Below are 21183 nucleotides of genomic sequence, written 5' to 3' on the forward strand. Positions count from 1 at the left end.
TAAAGTATAAACTAGCAAACGAAAATATACAAAATTAAGAATAATAGTTAAATAATTGTTCACAAATCGATAATATCCAATTAAAAAAGCAGCTTTCCCCAGTATGGGAGAATCGCTGCTTTTTGTTTATGGGCGTTGGTGGCCTGCACCAATAAATTGTCATCATTCGCCGAGGCTTAAGGACTCAGATGACGTTATATGCGGATTTTTAGCCTTTGGAGCTTGGTTTCGGACTCCAGTGACGTTACTCCTTAGGAAGAGGGGCAAATTAAGCACTTTTCATGCCAATTGCGACTATGCGGTCCGTTGTCACTTCAAATGCGAGATAAAGCTGCGTTTAAGGTCAGCTATGTCCGATAGCTGTAGCGTAAGCGAAAATCTTAATCGAATGAAACGAAGTTTGAGGTGTTCTAGATGGAGTAAGCTCAAATTAATCAGGGGGTGCCCCAGCAGCTATTTTTACAGCTGATGGGACACCCCCTGATTTTTCCATAGCAAAATCTACACTTTTCTAACCTGTGACCGGTACATTAAAAACAAGAAATACGGAGCCCCAATCAGCATAATAATAAGGCCTGAAGGGATTTCTTTCGGCGCCATTATGGTTCTTCCGAGCGTATCGGCAATAACGAGCATCAAGCCGCCAAGTAACCCTGACAAAACAATGGATCGTCTCGTATGATGACCAATCATCATCCGCACCGCATGCGGCGCCATGAGTCCAAGGAACCCTATTGTTCCTACACTTGCAACGGCTCCCGCTGCAAGCAAAACACCGATAATCATAGCCCAAAGCCGCGTTCCTCGAACCGGCAAGCCCAATCCTGTTGAACTCTCGTCGCCAAATGCCAACAAATCGCATTTCCGTCCCAAATAGTATGCAATCGGTACAAGTACAAGCAGGAATACAAATAGGATGTAAAATTGATTCCAGCTTCGTCCATAAGTCGAACCGGTTAACCAAATTAAGGAGCTACTGCTCCATAAACTTCCTTTGACGATCATAACCTGGATTCCCGCAGAGGCAATAGCCGAGACTGCGATTCCAAGCAAGATCAGAACCGATGGATTCAAGGACCTGCGCCAGGCCATAAAAAAGACAAAAGCAGCAGCCAGTGCCCCACCCACGATTGCGGCAAGCGGAACTGCAAATACCGTCAATGCTGGCCAAACGGTCATTACGGCCAAAGCACCAAAGCCAGCCCCTGAGGTCACACCAATAATAGAAGCATCTGCCAGTGGATTTCGAACAGCACTCTGAATCAATACACCACTGATTGCAAGTGCGATCCCTCCTGCAGCCGCTACGAGTGTACGGGGAAGCCGTAAATTCAGCAGGACGGAATAGGATTGATCCCCCCTATGGAACAGGCTGCTTAGCAATTCACTGATCGGTATTTTTGTTCCCCCAAACGATAAGCTTACGAGGATAATAACAATGAGCAGCACGGTCATAACTATAGCCGTCGGCACAAAGCGCAGACGCAGCCCCGCCCCACCGATGCTCATCGATGATTGGCCAGAGCCTGAGCCCGATATATTTTTCATCTTGGTGAGTACCAGCCAAATGAGCCACGGGGCTCCAATAATCGCCATAACTGCACCAACAGGCATTTCACCCACACTGCTTCGCACTACACGCGCAAGCGTATCCGCTGCCGTGATGAGCAGTGCTCCCCACAATGCGCTTGCAGGAATGAGCAGGCGATGTTTGCGGATCCCGCTAAGCCGGACAAGATGGGGAGCCACTAAGCCGACGAAGCCAATCGGTCCAACCACGCTGACTACAACCGCAGCCATTAATACCGATAGGCCAAGACCCGTCGCCCGAATTAGCCCTACTCGCTGTCCAAGTGAACGGGCAGTTGACTCATCGAGCTCCAGCGCATCAAATTGTCTGCCGGCAAATATCGCTGCCAATAGCAGCACTACGACAAAAGGCCAGGCATATATAACACCGTCCCAATCCAACTGGATTAGGGAACCAGAACCCCATAAAAACAGATTTTGTGTTTCAGTTCTTTTAAAAATATGTATGGCCGATGTAAACGCTCCGAGCACCATGGAGACGATCATACCTGATAAAGCCAGCCGAACAGGTGTGGCTGCCTTGCCTCCACTCAGTAAATAAGCGGCTAAAGCAGCAAGCAGTCCCCCTGCAACTGCCAGCAAAAATGGGAATTCATGCTGCAAAGCAGGAAAAGCTACCATACCAAGAACGACCATAAAGTATGCCCCGGCATTAATCCCAAGTGTATCTGAGGAAGCAAGCGGGTTTTTCGTTATAGTTTGCAATAATGCGCCAGCCACAGCCAGAGCAGCCCCGGCCAGCAGACCAATAACTGTACGTGGCATGCGGATACCCCAGAGCAGATTATGTTCCATTATATCTTGGCGATTCAGCAAGCCATCTATTACAGTAGCTGCAGGGATCTTGGCTTCCCCAAAGCCTAAACTTAAAACGAACAGAATGAAGAGGACGGCAAAGCCGCCCCCAAATATTCCAATGATCCGCCAGTTCATTCCGATAGAGGCTTCTTTGCTACTCTTTTCGTTCATAACCGCACTCATTTCGTTAATGTATTTACAACTTCATCCACGATAACTTTGGAGGAGATCGGACCGCCGAACACCCAAGTAGTACTGCTCAATCCGAAGGTGCGATTCTCTTTTACAAAGTTAAGGCCATTCCAAACGGAATTATCCTTCAGTTCTTTCGTGAAAATATTATCATCCTCTTGGACGATGTAGATCAGATTTGTATCCTGAACCGCAGGTAATGCTTCAACTGTAGAGGTGCTGAATCCGTAAACCTCGAAATTTTCGGGTTTCCAGTCGTTTTTCAGACCGATCCGATCCAAAGTTTGTACCGCAAGTGAATTATCTGTAAAAAGACGCATCGTTGCTGCATTCTGGTAGCTGTATGCTTGTGTCAGTACATAGTTCAAGCCTTCCTTACCTGCATCAGCCAGCTTTGCTTTTGCGTCTGTATAATGTGCATCCAAATCAGCAAGAACCTTATCGGCTTCTGCAGTTTTGCCTACTGCCGCTGCAATCGTTTTGAAAGTATCTTCCATCAGCGTGTACTGATTGCCTTCTCCTTCATTCGGATACAAGCCGAAAATCAGTGTTGGAGCGATACTTTTAAGTTGATCATAAATTCCTTCGTGCCCACCCGTATTGGCAATAATCAGATCAGGCTTTAATGAAGCAATCGTCTCCAGATCTGGCTCGTCACGGGAACCAACATCAGTCACATTTGCATCAAGCGGTGCTTCAGAAGTCACATACAGCTTATAGTTTTCGTTATCTGCATTACCTACTGGCTGCACTCCCAGTGCAATAACATCCTCCGTAAAGGTCCATTCCAATACCACAACTCTTTGCGCAGGTTTGTCCAGCGTAATCTCACCTTTAGAATCCTTTAATACAATAGGACCGCTTGTAGATTCACTGCCCGCGTTTTCAGCAGCTGGTTTATCAGTTGCTCCCGCGTTCGATGTTGAACTGTTCTTTTGGTTAGTACCACAACCTGATACGACCAATATAATAGCAATAACCATAAATAAACTAATTAACCTTTTGTGCATTTGCTTTATCCCCCTGGATTCAACGTTCGAAGTTGATTCCATGATAACTGTTATCAATCTATTGATAATGATTATCACAGAAAACATATTAGTAATCTTATACGCGATTCTCCCGAAAGTCAAAGTTAAAATTTAATGCTTAACCGTCCCTACTCCATGATCTGGTTTGTAATTCTTTCAATGTGTATGGTCAGATACAGCATTTCATCATTTGTTAACTCACGATTGTATGTTTTATCAATATAGATTTTAATTTTCTCAACGCTTGCGAAAGCTTCCTTATACTGCTCCTTTACCAAAATAAATAAGCCATTCTCATTATCAGGAGGTGGAGTACCGTTGATGAGACGTTGTGCAAAAAATTTCAAATGAGTGATAAAACGGTAATAAGCAAGGGACTCCTCATCGTACTCTAGCCTGAAATGGCGCTTCACGATATTTAGGATGTCGTTCATGATCTTGGTGATATTCACCATGTTAGGCATCTCTTCATTTAGTTCAGCATTCACCAGATGGAGAGCAATATGTCCAGCCTCATCTTCGGGAAGTCTGACTCCGAGCTTGGAATGTATAATTTGAAGCGCAGCTTTCCCAACCTCATATTCTTCTTTATAGAATCTTTTGATTTCCCAAAGCATGGCGTTTTTAATCTTCATCCCTTTTGAGAATCTCTCCAGCGCAAAACTGATATGATCTGTCAGACTAACATAAATACTGTCATCCAGCATTTTACCGAGCTGCAGTTTGGCGAAGTTGATAATCTCTTCTGAGAGCTCCATGTGCTCGATTGGAATCTCAGAAAGCAGCGTTTTTAGCTTATCTGAAAGTTTTTGATTGCTTAAAGTGAATATCTTTTCAATTTTATCTTCTTCTAAAAAGTCTCCACGTTTTTTCTTAAAGGCCAGTCCTCTTCCCATGACTACTAGTTCAAAATTTTGGTCATCTATGACAGTAACAACATTGTTGTTTAACACTTTTTCGATCCGCATATTACAGCTCCTTACCTTTTCATTTTACAAAGCTAGCTCTTTTTTTATAGTATTCTATAATAAAAAATCGATCTCTAAGTAGCAGTACTAAGAGATCGATTCCATTCATACCTTATGACTCTTCAATAGATCACACTACAACAGTCAGCAGATCTTCACCCGGTGTAATAGCTGTTTTATTGGTACCAATCACATCACTATAATTAGCCGTATTGGTAATAATTATCGGCGTTGTGCATTGATAACCTTCATTTTTTATTTGTTCAAAATCAAATTCAATCAATAGGTCACCCTGTGTAACTGTTGCTCCTTCTTGCACCTTCACATCAAAGTATTTACCTTTTAGCTTCACGGTTTCTATACCGATATGAATCAGGACCTCAACACCCTCATCCGATACTACCGCAATACAATGACCTGTTCTGAAAATAGTGGATACAACTCCACTTACCGGTGAATAAAGCTTGCCTTCTGTGGGTTCAATTGCAATCCCCTTGCCCATTGCTTCAGAAGCAAAGGCAGCATCATCTACTGAGGTTAAAGGGATTACATTACCAGCCAGAGGGCTTACAACGGTTGAACTTTTCACGGCGTGAGAAAGGATAACCTCGCTTTTTTCAGTATTCGTTTTTTCTTCTACAATATTCACTTTCTTTTTATCTTCATAACCAAATACCATGGTAATTACCATAGCCAATACAATGGTCACACCTGCTATAATCGCTTGAACGGCCAGCGGAGAGAATGCGGGAAGACTTAATACGCTCACAAATGCGAATACTTCCATCTTCACTTTGAAAAGACCACTAAGTGCTCCACCTACACCGCCCGCAATAGTTACATAAATGAAAGTCCGTTTGTAACGAGTCAGCAATCCGTAAATAATAGGTTCTGTCACACCTGAAAGCGCGCCTGGTATAAATGTACTGCCGGCCAATGTTTTCAACTGTTTGTCTTTTGTTTTCAGGAAGATCCCCAACGCTACACCCAGCTGAGCGAAGATGGCCATGCCGGCCATTGCATATATCGGATCTCCACCCTTAGCAATGTTCTCAAGAATAATTGGCACAAGTCCCCAGTGCAATCCGAGGACAGTCAAATATGTCCAAGCTATTCCCACAATTGCCCCTGTAACAATACCGCTTTTCGTACTAAGGAACAAAATAGCGTCTCCAATTAAATTCCCTACATTCACGCCAAACGGTCCGAACGCTAAAATAGTTAACGGTACAATCACAATCAAACATATCATAGGGACTAAGAACATCTGCAAATCCTTGTGTATAAACTTTCTTAGCTGCTTATCCAATAAAGCGTATATACAGATGGCAATAAAAATCGGAAACACGCTTGATGAATAGTCCGAAATTACTAAAGGAATACCTAAAAAATGTGGAGATTCAACACTTGCTAATCCCGTAATATTAGGCTCAAGTAAGGCCGCGCCGATACTACCACCCACATAAGCATTCACGCCCAGCCTAATCGATAACGTAATCCCTAAGAAAATGGGTAGAAAATAAAACACGGCATTACTAGCGCCCGCTAATACTTTATAAGTTTCGCTATCCGCACTTAGAACATGTAACGAAGCCAGTACAGTTAATAGCGCTTTCAACATACCCGCACCTGCTAAAGCACCAATCAGAGGCGAGAAGCTTCTGGAAATAACATCAAAAATCAGAGTCCCTATGGGTTTCTTTACCTTGTTCTCGCCAGAGTCACTGTTAGGGGATATGGATTTGGCAATTTCTTTATACACATCAGCAACATGGGTACCCACTATAACTTGAAACTGTCCCCCTTTGCTAACTACCCCAATAATCCCTTTCATTTTCTCCAAATTTTCTTTATCAGCTTTTTGCTCATCGTTAAGTGTGAATCTTAGTCGCGTGGCACAATGAATCACATTGTTAATATTCTTCTCCCCACCGACAGATTGGATAATGTCTTTACTTAGCTGTTCATAACTCATTTTTATACACCCCTTTGTAACAGATCAATTAATCACGGATATCAGGGAACACAAAAAAACCTAAATCACATCTATGTACGAGAGAGATTATCCCCGTAAACATAAATGAAACTTAGGTTTTGCCTGCTATGCAGTAGCAATCCTGATATCCGATTAATTTATTATTTACAAATTAACATGTTCAATTAATGATGTCAACAATAAACCAGGGTCTGTATAATATTGGATAACAAAAAAAGAGCCCTGATAGATCAAGAATATCTTGATTATCAGGACTCTTTTTATTAGAACAGGCTTTGTCCGTTCGATTCGATTACTTCTTTGTACCAGTGGAAGGACTTCTTACGGTATCTCTCCAGTGTACCTGAACCATCATCATGACGATCTACATAAATGAAGCCATAACGTTTCTTCAGCTCGGCGCTTGTTGCGCTAACCAAGTCGATGCAGCCCCAGCTCGTATACCCCATAACTTCCACGCCATCGGCAATAGCTTCTGCTACTTGAACCAAATGATCTCGCAAATAATTGATCCGGTAATCGTCGTTTACTATCTTCTCACCGTTCCCGTCTACAACCAGCTGATCGACGGCGCCAAGGCCATTTTCCACGATAAATAGCGGTTTTTGGTATCGGTCATAGAACATATTCATCACATAACGCAAGCCCTGCGGATCGATCTGCCAACCCCATTCGCTCGCTTCCAGATATGGATTCGCTACCCCGCCCAGCAGATTTCCTTCTCCTCTGATCTGTTTCTCCGGATCGGCCGTTTCACATGTGCTCATATAGTAACTGAAAGATATGAAATCCACGGTATGCTTCAGAATTTCTTCGTCCCCTGGCTCAAAATGAATGTGGATTCCATTTTCCTTAAAGAACCGTTTCATATATCCTGGATAGTAACCTCTGCTATGAACATCCGCGAAAAACATATTTTTGTGATCGCTTTGCATCGCCTTGATCAAATCGTCCGGATGCGGAGTGAGCGGATAAATTGGCATGCTCAGCACCATACAGCCTATTTTGAAATCAGGATTGATCTCATGACCGATCTTCACCGCCAAAGCACTTGCAATGAACTCATGGTGAATGGCCTGATACAGATCCTGCTTACTCAATTTCTCCAATGGAGTATTGATTCCGCCACTCATAAATGGGAACTCTAGGATAGAATTGATCTCGTTGAAGGTCAGCCAGTATTTAACCTTATTCTTGTAACGATTAAAGATCGTTCTCACATATCGCTCGTAAAAATCCACCATCTTACGGTTAACCCATCCATCATACTCTCGTGCCAAATGCAGCGGGGTCTCATAATGGGAGATAGTAACTAGCGGCTCAATGCCGTATTTATGACACTCATCAAATAGATCATCGTAGAACTGCAAGCCTTGTTCATTCGGCTCCGGCTCGTCCCCTTTCGGAAAAATCCGGGACCAGGCAATAGACGTCCGGAATACTTTAAAGCCCATTTCCGCAAACAGCTTAATATCTTCTTTATACCGGTGATAGAAATCGATACCAATCAACTTCATGTTATCGTCGGTAGGAACTTCTGTAGGCGCAGACTTAATGCCATGCGGCATGACATCTTGAGTAGACCAGCCTTTGCCATCATCCTGATATGCCCCTTCAAGCTGGTTAGCGGCTACAGCCCCACCCCATAGGAATCCTTCTGGAAATTGTAAGTTCATATTTCTTCCCGCCTTTGCTATTGTGATAGTATAGGTTTACTGCTCTAATCCGAATCCTAAACCTTGGAACGCGTTACATGTCAAGGATTAATCTTGCAAAGGAGATAAGCCGATGTCCACACTTGACGAAATTGCTAAGCTGTCGGGCTTTTCCAAAGCTACGGTATCCCGAGTCCTGAACGATTCTCCCCATGTCAGCAAGGAAACTAGGGAGAAAATTCTCGCCATTATGAAAGAGACGGACTATGTTCCCAATCGGAATGCCATATCTTTATCCAAAGGCCAAACCCAGCAAATCGGCATGATTACCTTAGACCTAAACGAGCTTATTTTGTGCTTCATGAACAGCTTCGTCGAAATCTCCGGCCGTTACGGGTATCAGACGATTATTTATACCACCGGCGGAGATAAGCAAAAGGAACTTCAGGCTTTCGAGGATCTCAAACAGAAAAGAGTCGACGCCCTGCTTATTCTGACCGCTGTTAACGATAAAAATGTCATAACTTCCTACTGCAAATACGGCCCGATTGTGTCCTGGCAACGCATGGACCATCCTGAAATACCGTCAGTTGCCATGAACCAATATGACGGATATGCACTCGCTCTAGAGCATTTGATAGAGCGGGGTTATACGCGTATCGCTAATGCTTTTGGCCGCCCAAGCAGCATAAATACCCAGAGTAGACGACTAGCTTATGAGCAAATCATGGCCAAATATAATCTTCCCATCGTTGAGAAATGGTATTACTCCACGATTTATGGAATCCCTGACGGAGAGCAATTGGTGCGAACCCTAATAGGACAACCAGATCAGCCGGATGCCATTCTGTGCTCCAATGATTTGGTGGCGGTGGGCGTTCTGAGCGAAGCACGTAGACAGCAGCTGGATGTGCCCCGTGATCTAGCCATCATTGGTTTTGATAATTCGGAGCTGTCACAGACACTCGGAATTACCACTGTTCGGAATCCGATTGCGGGACAGGCGGAGAACGCCTTTCTTCTGCTGGCTCCAACCCTGCTTGGATTAGATATGGAGCTGCAGCCCCTATCGTTCCAACTGATCGAACGGGAGACAACATAGGTTGCCCATTCCCAGAAGATTACGACTGTACATTCCATAAAAAAATAATAAAATTGTATTGAAAATTATGATGAAGATGGGTGTTTTTTATGACAAATAATAAATTGAATCCTAGGGTTGATAAATTCTTAAGTAAAGCGAAACAATGGAGGGAAGAATATGAGCAGTTGAGAACGATCGTGCTTGATTGCGGGCTGACCGAAGATTATAAGTGGATGCATCCATGTTACACATTTGATGATAAAAACATAGTATTAATTCATGGATTTAAAGAATATTGTGCACTTCTCTTTCACAAAGGTGCCTTGTTACAGGATCCCAATGGGATTCTAATTCAACAAACAGAAAATGTGCAGGCAGCGCGCCAAATTCGGTTTACGAATGTGCAACAAATCGTTGAAATGGAAGCTGTTCTGAAAGCCTACATTCAAAATGCCATAGAAGTTGAAAAAGCGGGTTTGGAAGTCGAATTAAAAAAGAAAGAGGATTACCTCATTCCTGAAGAGCTTCAGACTAAATTCGCTGAACTTCCTGGCTTAAAAACTGCTTTTGAAGCCTTAACGCCTGGACGGCAAAACGCATATATTTATCATTTTTCTCAAGCCAAACAATCCAAAACCCGCGTATCACGAATTGAAAAATTCATCCCGCAAATCCTTGAGGGTAAGGGATTAAATGATTAGCGTTGCTGACAATGAGTCAATTAAGCCTTAAGGTTTATTGGCTCTTTTTTTATTTTGTCTTCTTTTAACTGCTTGTAATAATCCTCAACAAAGGCCTTGAACTTTTTAGCGACATTAGTCATGTATCGGTTGGTATACCATGAGATTTCAATGGTGCGGGTACTTATGGGTTCTTCAATGGGAAGAAGTACCACTGAGGATCCTTGAGAACCACCCCAAGTTACAGCGGGGATAAAAGAAACCCCTAGTCCCGAACGGACTAGACTGCGTACCATCGAAGGCTCATCGCATTCATAAATGATACGCGGAGCAAATCCGGCGGCGTGACATAGAGAATCCGTCGTTTCGCGCAGCTGCTTGCCTATTTTCAAACTGATAAAACCATCTTCCGCGAGTTCAATCAGACGTACACTTTTGCGGGTAGCGAGCCTGTGCTCATTAGGAACCGCCAGCATGATTTCTTCCGTTAATACCGGTGTGGACGCTGTTCCTGGAATCTTGAGCGGAGTAGAAGAAATACACAAATCAAAAGCCGGATAACGTGAGATCTCCTGATCCTGCTGCAATAGCTTAAATTGAGCTTCCGGGTACTTCTGACGAAATAATGTGATCATATCCGGAAGCAAATAGGAACCCGCCTGGATAAAAATCACCACAGTTCCTGTCGGTCTCTCAGACAAGTCCAATAGCTCTGTTTTCCCCTCCTCTAACGTTTGTAGGGCTGAATCAACTTTCACAAGAAACCGCTTCCCATATTCATTTAATCGAATGTATTTTCCTGTGCGATCAAACAATTTGACGTTTAATTCGCCCTCAAGATTTTTGATCATTTTACTTATAGCCGGCTGTGAGATTTGGAGTATTTCGGCTGCCCGGGTCATATTCTCAAGCTTTGCAACCGTTTGAAAGTACCGAAGCGAAAGTAAATCCAACGAAACCACCCTCTTCTATAACCTTAGAGTTATGTATTTTATATATAATAATATATTTTTCATCATCATAGCAGAACACTATAATAAAGAGAATTAAAAATACATAAGAATCTGCAGGAGAAAGGGGAACTATAAATGAGCACACGAGAACCAATGGAAGAAATTATTACAATCTCCAGCGGTCAGCTTAAGGGCATACGTCTGCCAGAACTTGGGGCGATCGCATGGTTAGGAATTCCTTATGCGGAACCCCCTATAGATAAGCTCAGATGGAAGGCACCACGTGAGATAGAACCTTGGACAGGTGTATTGCCTGCAAGCCATTTTAATAATAGCAGTGTCCAATTCATTCAAGGGGACCCTGGCGGCAGTGAAGATTGCCTCTTTTTGAATATTTGGCGACCGGATCATGCCGAGGCAGGCTTACCCGTATTCGTCTTCCTCCACGGCGGCGGAAATATTGGGGGTTCGGGACGGGATTTTCAAGGTGGAGAATTGGCGTGTAAGACAAATAGTATAGTGGTTACAGTGAACTACCGTTTAGGACCAATGGGATTTTTCCGGCATCCCTCACTCCGAACCGGGGACCCCTTGGATGACTCGGGAAATTACGGTCTCCTCGATGTTCTTCATGCGCTAAAATGGCTGCACAAAAACATTATTTGCTTTGGGGCGAATCCAGGAAATATAACATTAGGGGGCCAGTCTGCAGGTGCAAGAAATGCATTAGCTGCTTACCTTTCTCCGCTAGGCAGAGGGCTCTTCCATAAGCTTTTTATTATGAGTGGAGGTTTAACGACGGCTGCTACGAAGCAAAGCGAAGAAAAAGCAGACGACATTTTAACGGAGTTATTAATAAAAACAGGAATAGCCAGCACTCAAGATGAGGCAAGAGAATGGATTTCCACACAATCTGCGGATAAGATTTCCGACTTCCTATATCGTCAGAATGCCTTTCACTTTGTCGAAATCATTCGTGAGACGGGGCTTCAGATGGCTGCTTTTCCCCATTTGATCGAAGATGGCACGGTCATTCCTATTGGTGGCTTCGACAATCTAAATAACCGCGATCACCCTTCCCTGCCGATCATCCTTGGGAGCACTGCCAGCGAATTCTCCGAGTTCACTTTAGGGGATACTCATTTCTTCTCCCTAGTGCAAAAGGAAGAGTTAGCCGGAAATATGGAAGAAAAGAAGCTCTATGAAGCAGCAGTCCAATATGGGAGCGATCTGTATGCAGAATTTAATGTAGAGCAGACTACAGAGATATTATTAAGTGCGATCCCGGAGATGCCCATCTATGCTTACCGGTTCGCCTGGGGATTAAGAGACGGAGTGATCGATCCTTACATCCGTTTTCTTATTGGTGCCCCGCATGGTGCAGACATCCCCTTCTATACAGGTGACTTTTCCGGTGTCCAGGAAAGATTCCCTGCGGGAGTAATTTCCGAGCATAACGAGCCTGGGCGTAACATGCTTTCTTCCCTAATGAGGGACTATTTACGGCATTTCTTATATACCGGTAATCCTAATGCTGAGGGACAACCTACTTGGCAACGATACACCCCTAATCCCCGGTCTGCGGAAATTCTCTGGTTAGATGCTAGCCTGGATCAAACTATTGTTCAATCCGTCTGCAAACTTGTAAAAAAAGATATCCTGTCCCAAATGGACAATGATCCCCGTTTAGCAGCAGAACAGCGCATTTGGCTAAAAAACAATTTATTTGCGGGACGTTTTTTCTGGTAAGATAAATGATTGTAGAATTCACGCAGAGGAAGGAACATGCTGTTGTGCTAACTTACTTACTGCTCTTAGTCATCGGGCTAGCAGCTGGCATTTCCGGTTCATTGGTCGGACTTGGCGGCGGGTTCATCGTTGTGCCTGCGTTGGCTTTCCTTTTTCCTGATATGGAGCCTTCACATCTGGCTGGAACATCAATGGCGATGCTGCTTTTCAACTCCATCTCAAGCACTTATGTGTATGCAAAGCAGAAGAGAATCGATTATCAAGCAGCGCTCACCTTTGCCGCCGTCTCGATTCCGGGTTCAGTAATAGGTGCACTCTTTACCAAGCAAATGGGCGGGAGAATGTTTTTCGTAAGCTTCGGGATTTTCTTAATCCTTGTCGCTTTATTGCTCTTGTTCAAGCCGAACAAACCCTTCCATTGGCCTTTCAAACCAACCGTAAAGCGAAGCTTTTCCGATAATAGCGGTGCTCATTTCGAATATGCTTATCATATGCCTACCGGCATAATCATCAGTTTTCTTGTTGGCTTTGTAGCAAGCCTATTTGGGATTGGCGGCGGGAGTCTTATGGTTCCGACAATGACCTTACTTCTCGGCTTTGCCCCCCATATCGCTGTTGCAACTTCTATGCTTCAAATTTTCCTGTCAGCTATCGTAAGCACCACAACACATGCCTTTTTATTGAATGTTGAATGGTTTATGGTGTTAGCCCTAGCACCTGGCGCAATTATCGGCGGTCAAATTGGCGCACGACTGGCAAAACGCCTTCCTGCCAAGCTGCTTCTAAAGCTATTAGCCGTTTTTCTCATCATCGTTTCGCTTCGTTTGATGATGAAAGGTTAGGTCATTATGTAAAAAGTCCTGATGGATCATGAGTTTCTTGATCCTCAGGACTTTTTTATTGTGACTGTGGGAGTGATTCCTTGGCTAATTCTATCGAATTGTAAGTCTCTTCAGGATTTCTTTAGAATTCCCCCACCTAATTCCTCAGTTTTTTTAGTTAAGATTTCTGTATTGAAGTAAGCGAAGGAGGCGGCATATTGGCCAGTAATACCATTTTAGAGCTAATCAATCAGTATGGTTATCTGATTTTTTATCTTGCTTTCACGCTAGGCCCTTTTGGAATTCCAATTCCTAATGAAATTACGATCCTCACCGGAGTTACCCTAAGCCACATGGGGATTATCAATTTCTGGATGACTTATTTCTGCATTTTGTCAGGGTTATTAACGGCCTTTACGGTTGCCTACTTTGCAGGTAAATTCTTTGGGCAAAAGCTGAAGTGCAAATTTGAAGCTAATAGACATTTTAAAAAAGCAGAGCAGATTCTAAAAAAACGAGGGCGTACAGCTATGTATATCGGCATGTTTATTCCAGTTGTACGTTACATCATTCCCATGTTGATCGGGCTCAGCGGTACAAGCTATAAACGATTCGCCCTTATTTCATATCCCAGTGCTTTAAGTTGGACCTTACTGTTCTTTTTTGTAGGAACATACTTTGGAGATCACATCCTATCAAAATTAATAAACATCTAAATTAATTCTAAAATTATGGAGGAATTCCAAATGAGCTTCAATGAAAAACTCTTATTTTTAAGAAGTTTTATTCATGATCCAAAACAGGTAGGCAGTGTTACCCCGAGTTCCCGGTTTCTGGCACACAGCATGGTTAACCAAGCCTCTTGGCATGAAGTTAAAGCAGTCGCTGAACTTGGATCAGGTACAGGTGCAATCACCCGTGTAATCAATACTAAGGTAACTAGTACAACGAAAGTGTTACTATTTGAGATGGATAAAACCATGAGGCATAACCTGAAGACAAACTATCCGGATTTCTCCTGTTATCATAATGCTGCTAGTTTAGTAGAATCAATTAAAAGTTCACATATTCATCAGTTAGATTGTATTTTTAGTGGGCTGCCCTTTTTCAATTTTGAGCCCGAATTAAGAAGTACATTGGTTGAACAGATCTACCAATCCCTTAAACCTGAGGGATTATTTATCGCCTTTCAGTATTCACTTCAAATGAAGAAGCAACTCTCCGAATATTTTAATATTGATACAATAAAATATGTGCCATTTAATTTCCCTCCCGCTTTCGTCTACGTCTGTCGTAAAAGGGAAACATAATAAAATAAATATAGAAGAGGGGCAGCGTCCATTGAATACAATTCTTGTTGCAGATGATGATTCTGAAATTCGAGATGTGATTCATGTTTACTTAAGGAATGAAGGTTACCATGTGCTTGAAGCCGCAGATGGTCAAGAAGCGTTGAGTACAATACAAACAACACCCATTCAACTGGTTATCCTAGATGTGATGATGCCTCAAATGGATGGTATCACAGCCTGTCTCAAAATTAGGGCAATATCAAATATCCCAATTATTATGCTCTCAGCCAAGCAAGAGGACATTGATAAAATCACAGGTCTAACTACCGGGGCAGATGATTACATGATCAAACCGTTTAATCCACTGGAACTACTGGCCCGTGTAAAAGCTCAGTTACGGCGCCAGTCCTTAATTGGAAAGGAAGAATTCAACTCTCTGCTTATAATTAAAAACCTGATCATAGATAAAAGTAAACATTCCGTAAAGTTAAATGGAATTGAAGTTTCATTAACTCCACTAGAGTTTGCGATTTTAACCCTGCTTGCAAGCCGGCCTGGGCAAGTTTATAGTTCGGAGCAAATTTACGAGAGTGTATGGAAAGAGCCTTACGGATATTCTGACAATACCGTAATGGTTCATATTCGTAACTTAAGAGAAAAATTAGAGGAAAATCCAAGAGAACCTCTGTATATTAAGACAGTCTGGGGAGTTGGTTACAAAGTTGATTAAAACCATACGAAATCTACAAATAAATAAACGCATTCAGTCCAATATTTTAATCAGGATGGTGTTGAGTTTCATAATTACCATTGCGATAAATACCTCACTTAGCATCTTGTTCTTTCATTTTGGAAATGCAACAAAATTGGATTGGGTGTTCAATTTTCTTGCCTACCTTCTTACTCCGATGTTTTTCATTATTTTCGTTATTACATTTTTTACATTGACCCGGCGAATCGTCAAAGATTTAATTGCGCTGGAACAAGGACTTCAAATTATATCCGAAGGTGATTTGAGTTATCGGGTAAATGTTGTTCGCCAAGATGAACTAGGACTGGTGGCTTTGAACATCAACCGGATGGCAGAGCGCTTAGAGCAACAGATCATCAAGGAACGCGAAATAGAAAAATCCAAGATGGAGATGATCACGGGGATTTCACACGACTTACGCACCCCTCTTACAAGTATTATCGGGTATATTGAGCTTTTACGTACAGAATCGTACCAAGATAAAAAAGAATATACACGTTTTATTCAAAACACCTATAACAAGGCGCTTCATTTGAAGAAACTCCTCGATGATTTGTTTGAATATACCCGACTTAATTCGGCTGACTCCCGTTTAAATCTGGAGAGAATCGATTTGTCGCAGCTTTTGAATCAATTGCTATTCGAATTCGAACCGATCGCTCAAGAAAACAATGTCCACCTTATAAAAGATATAGATAAGAGTCCAATCATCACCTTAATCGACAGTGAGAAAATAGCCAGAGCCATAGATAATCTACTTATGAACGCCTTAAAATATTCCATCAGCCCGGGAAGCATTAGCATACGAATTACAACCGATTCTGAACACTGTACCATTGAGATTGAAAATAAAGGGACTCCCCTCTCACAGGATCAAGAAAACCGTCTATTTGAACGATTTTATAAGGTTGACCACTCAAGAAAAAGTCAGGGAATTCAAACCGGGGCAGGACTTGGTCTTTCGATAGCTAGGAATATTGCTGAGTTGCACAAGGGTACTTTAACGCTTAAACACACTCATGACGTCTTCACATTCCAACTGAGATTGCCTTTCGGAGAGGATTACTAATTGATTATGTCTGAATACTTACTTTTCTTACAAGGCTTCCTCAAAGATCCAAAGCGGGTAGGAAATATTCTACCCAGTTCACCATTATTAGCCGATAAAATAGTTCAGTCTGTACAATGGCATAATGTAAATGCCGTTGCAGAGCTTGGAGCTGGTACAGGTGCTATTACACGTCTCATGACATCACAATTAAAGAATTCTACAAAAGTGCTTTTGTTTGAGCGGAATAAAAAAATGAGAGAACACTTAAAAGCAATTTATCCGGAATGCATTTTCCATTCCAACGCTAGCTACTTACTCAAGAAATTGAATCAGGAAGGCATCCGTGAGTTAGATTGCATAATTTGCGGATTACCATTTTTTAATTTTTCAAGTGAAATGCGTGACAAAATCCTACATCAGATTGTTAAGTCACTTAAACCAGGCGGAATTTTAGTTGCATATCAGCACTCGCTGCACATGAAAAAAAGATGGGCTAAACAACTACTTATTGAGAAAATTGAATTTGTGCCTTACACTTTTCCTCCAACATTCGTATATATTTGTCGTAAAAAAGAATGACATATGAATATTCGAAAAATAGTAATTTCTAAAGAATATATAAGTATTGAGAATGGAAATGGCCAGGCCAATATGCAGCCAATACTGTTGCAAGATTATAAAAAAAGTCCTGATGATCAAGATTATCTTGATTATCAGGACTGGATTTACTGCGAGAAAACTACGTTCCAAACGGTGACAATTTATCCCCGCTGTCTCATTCCCTCAAACAGCAATATCGTCGCCGCCATTGCGGCGTTCAGCGATTCCGCGCGGCCTGCCATCGGGATGATGATACTCTTGTCCACGAGACGCGCCGTTTCCGGTGAGATGCCTTTACCCTCGCTGCCAATCAGCAGCCACTGGGTGCCGTGGAAATCGTGCTCATAGCACGATTCTTCGCCCTGCAGCGAAGTGCTCACCAGCAGCGCCCCATTTTCCCGGGCCTGTGGCAAAATCTCACTTAACTCTCCCTCCACCACCGGAAGATGGAACATCGAGCCCATCGTGGACCGGATGGTCTTTGGATTATAGAGGTCGGCACAGCCTTGTCCGAGGATCACGCCGTCTGCTCCCGCTGCATCCGCGCTGCGGATAATGGTGCCGACATTGCCGGGATCCTGCACGCCGTCCAGCACAACCACGAGGCTATCCTTCTTCGCTAGGATAGCTTCTACAGCCTGCTGTTCCTTCCGCACGATGGCAAACACAGGCTGCGGCGTATTGGTGCTGCTGCATTTTGAGATGATCGCCGCCGAGACACCAATCACTTCCATTCCCTGAACGGCCTGAAGCAGCCCCTTAAGTTCAGCTGGCATTCCCTTGTCGAGGTCATAAGCAAGGCATTCCACATCTGCTTCAGCCAGCAGTGCTTCCTGAACCAGATGAACGCCCTCTACGATATATTTACGAGCCTTGTCACGGTGCTTTTTCTCCTGTAACCCGGCCCACTCTTTAACCCGCGTATTTTGCGGAGACATGATTTCCATAAAGTCTTCCTTTCTTCTGCCTTGCCATTTATTCTTTGTTCCTACTGATACGCCATCTCCAGCTTCGTCAAATTATCCTTATGCCCAACAATAACAAGGATATCGCCATCGATCAGGCGATCCTCTGCACGGGGAGAGATGTTCATTTCTTCACCTTGGCGGATGGCCATTACGTTGCAGCCAAATCTTGCGCGGATGTCGAGCTCCTGTAGATTTTTTCCGAGCATCGGTCCGGATACCTTCATATCCAGAATACTGTAGTCCGGCGACAGCTCAATATAATCCAATATATTAGGCGAAGCAAGATGATGCGCAACCCGCATTCCCATATCCCGTTCAGGATAAATCACCTTGTCCGCACCAATTTTGCTTAATACTTTGCCGTGCAGTTCACCTTTGGCTTTTGCCAGAATTGCAGGCACACCCAGGTCTTTTAGAATAAGTGTTGTCAGGATGCTAGCTTGAATGTCCTCGCCAATGGCTACAACCACCACATCAAAATTGCGAATACCAAGGGCACGCAGCGCCTCCTCATCCGTGGAATCTGCAGATACGGCATGAGTTACAATACTTGAAATCTCCTGTGTTCGCTGCTCGTCAGCATCAATCGCAAGTACATCAAACCCCATGCCGCTGAGCGCCTTAGCAACACTAGATCCGAAACGCCCCATACCGATGACGGCATATTGTTTTTTGGCCATGTCTATGTACCTCCCGTAGCATTCTATATCTCAAACAGTATAGCATAAGCCAAGAAGAAACGTCATTGCCGTCCTTTATGGATGACAACCGTTTCTCGTAGAAATATAAGGATGATATATATGTGTCAAACTTATACTATCTTATATTTGGACAAAAACTTGAATTTCCAGTTCCTTTGCAGGGCACATTATAACGAGGTCAATATCACTATATTTTCAAAAAAGGAGGTACATTATGCCCGTTACCATTGACTTGCGCCAGGCGATTCTTCATAAAGTGCACGGTCAATCTGAAGAGGATTTACGTCACATGATTGAAGGCTCTGTGGACGGTCCGGAGGCAGCACTCCCGGGACTTGGCGCCGTGTTCGAAATGATCTGGAAGGATTTAGACCCCGCTAAGCAAGATAGGTTGGTTACCATGCTGCATGATCACCTGGAGACCATTACCCCTGGGAATATCACATCGTAAACTGACCGCAACTAGTCAAAAACCTCCGCTCACCATGGTGTAACTTCACCTATGGAGGCGGAGGTTTTATTTTAACATTCAGAAAGTTATAGCGTCCTAATTATAGTAATGCTTTTGGAGCCATTTCCAGGAATTTAGCTGTCGGGTTCTTATCCATCGCTGTCCGCATAGCATATTCGTTCTCGAACAACACGACAAAATTGCCCTTCTTATCCGTCACCAACGTTGAGTTGATTCTGAATTTGCTCGCATCCGGCTTAGTATCATCTACGATCCAACGTGCAAACTGGTATGGCATTCTCTGCAACTGAACATCCACACCATATTCACCCTTCATGCGGTACTCAAACACTTCAAACTGCAGTTGTCCAACTACACCAAGCAAAATATCGTCAAAGTTGACCGTGCGGAACACCTGGATCATGCCCTCTTCAGTCAGCTGATCGACACCCTTCTGGAACTGCTTCGATTTCAACGCATTTTTAATACTCACTTTAGCAAAAATCTCTGGTGAGAACGTTGGCAGCTCATCGAATTCCATATCTCCTGCTTGGCTCAATGTATCACCAATTCTAAAAATACCTGGATCAAACAGACCGATGATATCTCCCGGATAAGCTTCCTCTACGATATCGCGGTCTTGCGCCAAAAATTGCTGCGGTTGCGCCAGCTTGATATCTTTACCGGCACGTACATGCTTCACGCTCATACCCCGTTCGAATTTCCCGGACACAATACGCAGAAAAGCAATCCGGTCACGGTGAGCCGGGTTCATATTCGCTTGAATTTTGAACACATAACCAGTGAATTTCTCATTCGTTGGTTCTACTACCCCTGTAGTACTGCGGCGTGGTTCAGGCTTCGGTGCCAGATCCAAGAAATTATCGAGGAAAGTCTGTACGCCAAAATTGTTGATCGCACTGCCAAAGAACACAGGTGTGAGTTCACCACTTAATACTTTTTCATAGTCAAAAGCATCGCCTGCTACATCCAGCAGCTCCAGATCCTGACACAGTTGATCATGCAGATACTCTCCAGCCATTTCACGAATGATTGGATCACGGTATCCGTCAACCTTTTGAACCTTGATTATGGAGTGATCGTCACCTTGGAACAGCTCTACCTGATTTTTCATCCGGTCATATACGCCGCATAGCTCACGTCCACTACCGATCGGCCAGTTCATTGGCACAGAACGAATACCAAGAACCTGCTCCAGCTCTTCCATCAGATCAAACGGGCTACGTCCTTCACGGTCCAGCTTGTTAATAAAGGTGAAAATCGGAATGCCCCGTTTAGCACATACCTGAAACAGTTTGGTAGTTTGGGCTTCCACACCTTTTGCCACGTCAATAAGCATGACCGCACTATCCGCTGCAGTTAGGGTACGATAGGTGTCCTCACTGAAGTCTTGGTGACCCGGTGTATCCAAAATGTTCACGCGATGATTCAAATAATCAAACTGCATTACGGAAGACGTTACAGAAATCCCCCGCTGCTTCTCAATTTCCATCCAGTCACTCGTCGCATGTTTATTCGCTTTACGGGCCTTAACCGTTCCCGCCAGACGGATCGCGCCACCGAATAACAGCAGTTTCTCCGTTAAAGTTGTTTTACCCGCATCCGGGTGGGAAATGATCGCAAAGGTTCTGCGTCTATCCACTTCCTTTTGCAGCTTCTGATCTATTGCTTTGTTCATTACACATATCCCTTCATATATAAAATTCCTGCTTCTGCTTCAATTACACTGGGGTTCATCAAATCGGTGCTCTGCTCATTGTTCATACCCCTTCATTTCTGAATGAATAGCTCTTAGGTCTAGCTCCAGTCCGCTTCAAGTGAAAGCATCCTC

Annotated in this window: 19 protein-coding genes; 10 read left to right on the top strand and 9 right to left on the bottom strand. The window is 43.4% G+C overall.

From position 1 onward, the window contains the following. Positions 1 to 501 precede the first annotated feature (501 nt). The 5 genes from NYE72_RS26185 to ascB all read right to left on the bottom strand — a co-directional run bounded on the left by NYE72_RS26185 (position 502) and on the right by ascB (position 8251). On the bottom strand, positions 502 to 2559 hold the full coding sequence (locus NYE72_RS26185; RefSeq protein WP_076104898.1) for an iron ABC transporter permease: 2058 nt from the start codon (positions 2557 to 2559) through the stop codon (positions 502 to 504). 8 nt (positions 2560 to 2567) lie between these two features. Further along, entirely contained in the window at positions 2568 to 3590 is a 1023-nt protein-coding gene (locus NYE72_RS26190) for an iron-siderophore ABC transporter substrate-binding protein (RefSeq protein ID WP_076104875.1), read from the bottom strand. A gap of 149 nt (positions 3591 to 3739) precedes the next feature. After that, positions 3740 to 4579: a PRD domain-containing protein gene (locus tag NYE72_RS26195; protein WP_076104874.1), complete on the bottom strand. Its 840-nt coding sequence runs from the start codon at positions 4577 to 4579 to the stop codon at positions 3740 to 3742. Positions 4580 to 4709: 130 nt separating this feature from the next. Further along, positions 4710 to 6554, bottom strand: coding sequence for a beta-glucoside-specific PTS transporter subunit IIABC (locus NYE72_RS26200; protein ID WP_076104873.1), 1845 nt, complete (start codon positions 6552 to 6554; stop codon positions 4710 to 4712). Between the two features lie 284 nt (positions 6555 to 6838). Next, positions 6839 to 8251, bottom strand: a complete 1413-nt coding sequence (gene ascB, locus NYE72_RS26205) for a 6-phospho-beta-glucosidase (protein ID WP_038573257.1) — start codon at positions 8249 to 8251, stop codon at positions 6839 to 6841. A gap of 112 nt (positions 8252 to 8363) precedes the next feature. On the opposite strand from ascB, the gene NYE72_RS26210 reads away from it, so the two are divergent. Further along, on the top strand, positions 8364 to 9332 hold the full coding sequence (locus NYE72_RS26210) for a LacI family DNA-binding transcriptional regulator (RefSeq protein ID WP_036685445.1): 969 nt from the start codon (positions 8364 to 8366) through the stop codon (positions 9330 to 9332). Between the two features lie 89 nt (positions 9333 to 9421). Beyond that, a complete protein-coding gene (locus NYE72_RS26215; protein ID WP_036685448.1) occupies positions 9422 to 10015 on the top strand; it encodes a YdeI family protein in 594 nt (197 codons plus the stop codon). Between the two features lie 20 nt (positions 10016 to 10035). On the opposite strand, the gene NYE72_RS26220 is transcribed toward NYE72_RS26215, so the two are convergent. Beyond that, a complete protein-coding gene (locus NYE72_RS26220) occupies positions 10036 to 10947 on the bottom strand; it encodes a LysR family transcriptional regulator (RefSeq protein ID WP_076296424.1) in 912 nt (303 codons plus the stop codon). Between the two features lie 135 nt (positions 10948 to 11082). Here NYE72_RS26220 and NYE72_RS26225 point away from each other — a divergent pair, with 135 nt between their 5' ends. The 7 genes from NYE72_RS26225 to NYE72_RS26255 all read left to right on the top strand — a co-directional run bounded on the left by NYE72_RS26225 (position 11083) and on the right by NYE72_RS26255 (position 17190). After that, positions 11083 to 12696 (top strand): carboxylesterase family protein, encoded by a 1614-nt coding sequence (locus NYE72_RS26225; RefSeq protein ID WP_076296423.1) that lies wholly within the window; start codon positions 11083 to 11085, stop codon positions 12694 to 12696. A 44-nt stretch (positions 12697 to 12740) separates the two neighbouring features. Then, positions 12741 to 13538, top strand: coding sequence for a sulfite exporter TauE/SafE family protein (locus NYE72_RS26230; RefSeq protein WP_036685644.1), 798 nt, complete (start codon positions 12741 to 12743; stop codon positions 13536 to 13538). Between the two features lie 197 nt (positions 13539 to 13735). Then, positions 13736 to 14233: a DedA family protein gene (locus NYE72_RS26235; RefSeq protein WP_076296422.1), complete on the top strand. Its 498-nt coding sequence runs from the start codon at positions 13736 to 13738 to the stop codon at positions 14231 to 14233. Positions 14234 to 14263: 30 nt separating this feature from the next. After that, on the top strand, positions 14264 to 14827 hold the full coding sequence (locus NYE72_RS26240) for a methyltransferase domain-containing protein (protein WP_076274643.1): 564 nt from the start codon (positions 14264 to 14266) through the stop codon (positions 14825 to 14827). Positions 14828 to 14858: 31 nt separating this feature from the next. After that, positions 14859 to 15539, top strand: a complete 681-nt coding sequence (locus tag NYE72_RS26245; protein WP_076296420.1) for a response regulator transcription factor — start codon at positions 14859 to 14861, stop codon at positions 15537 to 15539. 55 nt (positions 15540 to 15594) lie between these two features. Then, positions 15595 to 16629, top strand: coding sequence for a HAMP domain-containing sensor histidine kinase (locus NYE72_RS26250; RefSeq protein ID WP_143759046.1), 1035 nt, complete (start codon positions 15595 to 15597; stop codon positions 16627 to 16629). 6 nt (positions 16630 to 16635) lie between these two features. Beyond that, positions 16636 to 17190 (top strand): methyltransferase domain-containing protein, encoded by a 555-nt coding sequence (locus NYE72_RS26255; protein ID WP_081383878.1) that lies wholly within the window; start codon positions 16636 to 16638, stop codon positions 17188 to 17190. Between the two features lie 182 nt (positions 17191 to 17372). On the opposite strand, the gene NYE72_RS26260 is transcribed toward NYE72_RS26255, so the two are convergent. After that, positions 17373 to 18158 (bottom strand): RNA methyltransferase, encoded by a 786-nt coding sequence (locus tag NYE72_RS26260; RefSeq protein ID WP_038573277.1) that lies wholly within the window; start codon positions 18156 to 18158, stop codon positions 17373 to 17375. A 41-nt stretch (positions 18159 to 18199) separates the two neighbouring features. Further along, positions 18200 to 18859, bottom strand: a complete 660-nt coding sequence (locus NYE72_RS26265; protein ID WP_036685517.1) for a TrkA family potassium uptake protein — start codon at positions 18857 to 18859, stop codon at positions 18200 to 18202. Positions 18860 to 19094: 235 nt separating this feature from the next. Here NYE72_RS26265 and NYE72_RS26270 point away from each other — a divergent pair, with 235 nt between their 5' ends. After that, positions 19095 to 19331: a small acid-soluble spore protein SspI gene (locus tag NYE72_RS26270; protein WP_036685520.1), complete on the top strand. Its 237-nt coding sequence runs from the start codon at positions 19095 to 19097 to the stop codon at positions 19329 to 19331. 100 nt (positions 19332 to 19431) lie between these two features. Here the strand turns inward: NYE72_RS26270 and NYE72_RS26275 are convergent, their stop codons facing one another. Beyond that, on the bottom strand, positions 19432 to 21030 hold the full coding sequence (locus NYE72_RS26275) for a peptide chain release factor 3 (RefSeq protein ID WP_036685523.1): 1599 nt from the start codon (positions 21028 to 21030) through the stop codon (positions 19432 to 19434). Positions 21031 to 21183: the final 153 nt, after the last annotated feature.

The organism is Paenibacillus sp. FSL L8-0333, assembly GCF_037965665.1.
Classification (GTDB): Bacteria; Bacillota; Bacilli; order Paenibacillales; family Paenibacillaceae; genus Paenibacillus_AQ; species Paenibacillus_AQ odorifer.

Bases quoted from the DNA above. Each gene is read 5' to 3' on its own strand.
- NYE72_RS26260 (WP_038573277.1), bottom strand. From the start codon at position 18,158: ATGGAAATCATGTCTCCGCAAAATACGCGGGTTAAAGAGTGGGCCGGG.
- NYE72_RS26200 (WP_076104873.1), bottom strand. From the start codon at position 6,554: ATGAGTTATGAACAGCTAAGTAAAGACATTATCCAATCTGTCGGTGGG.
- NYE72_RS26265 (WP_036685517.1), bottom strand. From the start codon at position 18,859: ATGGCCAAAAAACAATATGCCGTCATCGGTATGGGGCGTTTCGGATCT.
- NYE72_RS26190 (WP_076104875.1), bottom strand. From the start codon at position 3,590: ATGCACAAAAGGTTAATTAGTTTATTTATGGTTATTGCTATTATATTG.
- NYE72_RS26215 (WP_036685448.1), top strand. From the start codon at position 9,422: ATGACAAATAATAAATTGAATCCTAGGGTTGATAAATTCTTAAGTAAA.
- NYE72_RS26185 (WP_076104898.1), bottom strand. From the start codon at position 2,559: ATGAACGAAAAGAGTAGCAAAGAAGCCTCTATCGGAATGAACTGGCGG.
- NYE72_RS26195 (WP_076104874.1), bottom strand. From the start codon at position 4,579: ATGCGGATCGAAAAAGTGTTAAACAACAATGTTGTTACTGTCATAGAT.
- NYE72_RS26210 (WP_036685445.1), top strand. From the start codon at position 8,364: ATGTCCACACTTGACGAAATTGCTAAGCTGTCGGGCTTTTCCAAAGCT.
- NYE72_RS26270 (WP_036685520.1), top strand. From the start codon at position 19,095: ATGCCCGTTACCATTGACTTGCGCCAGGCGATTCTTCATAAAGTGCAC.
- NYE72_RS26250 (WP_143759046.1), top strand. From the start codon at position 15,595: ATGGTGTTGAGTTTCATAATTACCATTGCGATAAATACCTCACTTAGC.
- NYE72_RS26225 (WP_076296423.1), top strand. From the start codon at position 11,083: ATGAGCACACGAGAACCAATGGAAGAAATTATTACAATCTCCAGCGGT.
- NYE72_RS26240 (WP_076274643.1), top strand. From the start codon at position 14,264: ATGAGCTTCAATGAAAAACTCTTATTTTTAAGAAGTTTTATTCATGAT.
- NYE72_RS26275 (WP_036685523.1), bottom strand. From the start codon at position 21,030: ATGAACAAAGCAATAGATCAGAAGCTGCAAAAGGAAGTGGATAGACGC.
- NYE72_RS26255 (WP_081383878.1), top strand. From the start codon at position 16,636: ATGTCTGAATACTTACTTTTCTTACAAGGCTTCCTCAAAGATCCAAAG.
- ascB (WP_038573257.1), bottom strand. From the start codon at position 8,251: ATGAACTTACAATTTCCAGAAGGATTCCTATGGGGTGGGGCTGTAGCC.